A 3,005-nucleotide genomic window follows, 5' to 3' on the forward strand; every position below is an offset into this window, starting at 1 on the left:
AAAGCCGATAATGGCAAGCGCCAAATTGCTTCCAGAGTAAATCCCTAAAAAGGCTGGGTAAATCAAGTTAGCTGCTCCAAAAAACAGAGCAAATAACATAAATCCTATGATGACATAGATATTTTTAAAGGTTTTCATAATCTCCTCCTCGTTAAGAGATATATTAAAGTTGAGACAATTATAATTTAGAGAAATGTCTGACAATTATTATATCGAACGGATTCTTAACCGTCAATAGTCGTGAATTGGCAATTGCAAAATGGGGTATGGGGGGCAAGCATCGTTTGACGAAGCCCTTGTTTTATATTATGATAAGAAAGTTATTTCGTTATGAAGGGAGTTTCTATGAGACATTTTATCAGTGTTTGGAATAGGACCAGTTTAATCAAACGCATTGTCATCGGGGTGGTGCTTGGTTTGCTTTTGGGAATGCTGATTCCTAAGGTGAGTGTCATCGGTCTGTTGGGAGATTTATTTGTTGGTGGTTTGAAAGCTATTGCGCCTTTGCTTGTTTTTGCTTTGGTGGCAAATGCCTTGTCACAACACGAAAGAGGTAAGCGAACCAATATGTCCACCGTTATCGGACTTTATCTGATTGGGACCTTGGCGGCAGCCCTTGTGGCCGTTATGGTCAACTACCTTTTCCCGCTAACTTTAACTTTAGACGGCGTGAGCGATAGCAATTTATCGGCACCAGAAGGGATTGCACAGGTCTTTAAGGACTTGTTGCTCAAGATTGTGGATAACCCTGTGAATGCCGTGGCTTCTGCCAATTACATCGGGGTCTTGGCTTGGGCGGTCATTTTTGGTCTAGCCTTGCGAAATGTCAGCCCACAAACCAAAGAATTGCTTCAAACAACGGCAGAAGTGACGTCACAAGTGGTGCGTTGGATTATCAATTTAGCGCCGTTTGGTATTCTAGGTTTGGTGTTTAAAACCGTTTCTGACAATGGGGTTGGGATTTTGGCCAATTATGGGATGTTGATTGTGACCTTAGTTGGTACCATGCTTTTTGTTGCCTTGGTGGTCAATCCGCTCATCGCCTTTATCATGATTCGTGAAAATCCTTATCCGCTGGTCTTTTGTTGCCTGCGTGAATCGGGCTTGACTGCCTTTTTCACTAGAAGTTCAGCTGCCAACATTCCTGTCAATATGAAACTGTGTGAGGACTTGGGCTTGGATGAGGACACTTATTCGGTTTCTATTCCGCTGGGAGCAACGATTAACATGGCTGGTGCAGCGATTACCATCAATATTTTGACCTTGGCTGCTGTTAATACCTTGGGGATTCATGTTGATTTTCCAACTGCCTTTTTGCTCAGCGTGGTATCTGCCATTTCAGCTTGTGGGGCTTCAGGTGTTGCTGGCGGTTCTTTGTTGCTCATTCCCGTTGCTTGTAGCTTATTTGGCATTTCAAATGACATTGCCATGGAAGTTGTCGGCATTGGCTTTATCGTCGGTGTGGTACAAGATTCTTGCGAAACAGCTTTGAATTCATCAACCGACGTTTTATTTACCGCTGTGGCAGAAAAATCCGTTTGGGGCAAAGGAAAAGCCAACCAATAGAAAAAACGAACAATACTGTCTGAGATAGCGCTTATCTCAGGCTTTTTTTGTCTATTTGGCAAATGGCTAGCGCTTCCAAAAGAAAATCTGCTTTAAAATAGCCCTAGTTTATGTTAAAATAAAGCAACATCAAAAAGGAGAAAAAAGACTATTTTGACAAATCATCTACTTGTTTTGCAATCAGATTTTGGTCTGGTTGACGGAGCCGTTGCGGCTATGGTTGGGATAGCTTTGCAAGATGAAAATCCATAATTTAACGCACGAAATCACTCCTTACAATATTTTTGAAGCCTCTTACCGTTTGTTCCAAACGGTGGAATATTGGCCTGAAGGCACTACTTTTATCTCTGTTGTTGACCCTGGAGTTGGCTCAAAACGTAAAAGTGTGGTGGCTTTGACCGAAAACAATCAATACATCGTGACGCCTGACAACGGTACCTTGACGTACATCAAAACTCATATGGGTATCAAGGCTATTCGTGAAATTTCAGAAGTCAAAAATAGACGCCAAAACACCGAGTATTCTTACACTTTCCACGGTCGTGATGTCTATGCCTATACAGGTGCTAAATTAGCCAGCGGGCACATCACTTTTGAAGAAGTTGGACCAGAATTGCCCGTGGATGCTGTGCTCGAATTGCCTGTTGTTGAAACGGTGATTGGGGACAATTTTGTTCGTGGAGCTGTGGATATCTTGGATGTGCGTTTTGGGTCTTTGTGGACATCTATCAAACGTGAAGATTTCTACACCTTAGAACCTGAATTTGGTGACCGCTTTGAAGTGACCATTTCCAACAACGATATGTTGGTTTATCAAAATCAAGTCACCTATGGCAAATCTTTTGCGGATGTTCGCATTGGTCAGCCAATTCTCTATATCAATTCTCTTTACCGTGTTGGTTTAGCCATTAACCAAGGTTCTTTTGCCAAAGCTTATAATGTCGGTGTGGGTTCAAACTGGCATATCGAAATTAAAAAATTAGGAGGATAGTTCATGACAAATCAATCAATCAAAACCGTTGTTGCGACAGGAATTGGGGCTGCTTTGTTTATCATCATCGGGACTTTAGTCAACATCCCAACGCCAATTCCAAACACGAATATCCAGCTGCAGTATGCTGTGATTGCCCTCTTTGCGATTATTTATGGTCCAACGGTTGGCTTTTTCTCAGCCTTTATCGGACACGCCCTAAAAGACGCCCTTCAATACGGTTCTCCGTGGTGGACTTGGGCTTTAGTTAGTGGCTTGATTGGACTAGCTATTGGTTTGTTGTCAAAACGCATCAATATTGAGAAAAATCCCTTAACTGCTAAGGATTACGTTTTGTTTAATGTGGTGCAAATTCTTGCGAATGTCGTGGGCTGGGGGATTATCGCACCTTATGGTGACATTTTGATTTACAGCGAACCAGCCAATAAAGTCTTTGCACAAGGATTTT

General features: G+C 42.2%; 3 protein-coding genes and 1 pseudogene. 3 read left to right on the forward strand and 1 reads right to left on the reverse strand.

What is annotated here, in order from left to right:
- Positions 1-138: branched-chain amino acid transport system II carrier protein (locus HFK82_RS00385; RefSeq protein WP_206151235.1), on the reverse strand; the 138-nt coding region annotated here is incomplete at its 3' end.
- Positions 139-345: 207 nt separating this feature from the next.
- On the opposite strand from HFK82_RS00385, the gene sstT reads away from it, so the two are divergent.
- The 3 genes and pseudogenes from sstT to HFK82_RS00400 all read left to right on the forward strand — a co-directional run.
- The gene (sstT, locus tag HFK82_RS00390) at positions 346-1,566 is read left to right on the forward strand and encodes a serine/threonine transporter SstT (protein ID WP_168260404.1); all 1,221 of its coding nucleotides are present in this window, start codon (positions 346-348) and stop codon (positions 1,564-1,566) included.
- 153 nt (positions 1,567-1,719) lie between these two features.
- A pseudogene (locus HFK82_RS00395) lies at positions 1,720-2,557 on the forward strand (SAM hydrolase/SAM-dependent halogenase family protein).
- 3 nt (positions 2,558-2,560) lie between these two features.
- On the forward strand, positions 2,561-3,005 hold a 445-nt coding region (locus tag HFK82_RS00400), incomplete at its 3' end, for an ECF-type riboflavin transporter substrate-binding protein (RefSeq protein ID WP_168260405.1).

It is taken from the genome of Streptococcus alactolyticus, assembly GCF_012277075.1.
GTDB lineage: Bacteria > Bacillota > Bacilli > Lactobacillales > Streptococcaceae > Streptococcus > Streptococcus alactolyticus.

Bases quoted from the DNA above. Each gene is read 5' to 3' on its own strand.
- sstT (WP_168260404.1), top strand. From the start codon at position 346: ATGAGACATTTTATCAGTGTTTGGAATAGGACCAGTTTAATCAAACGC.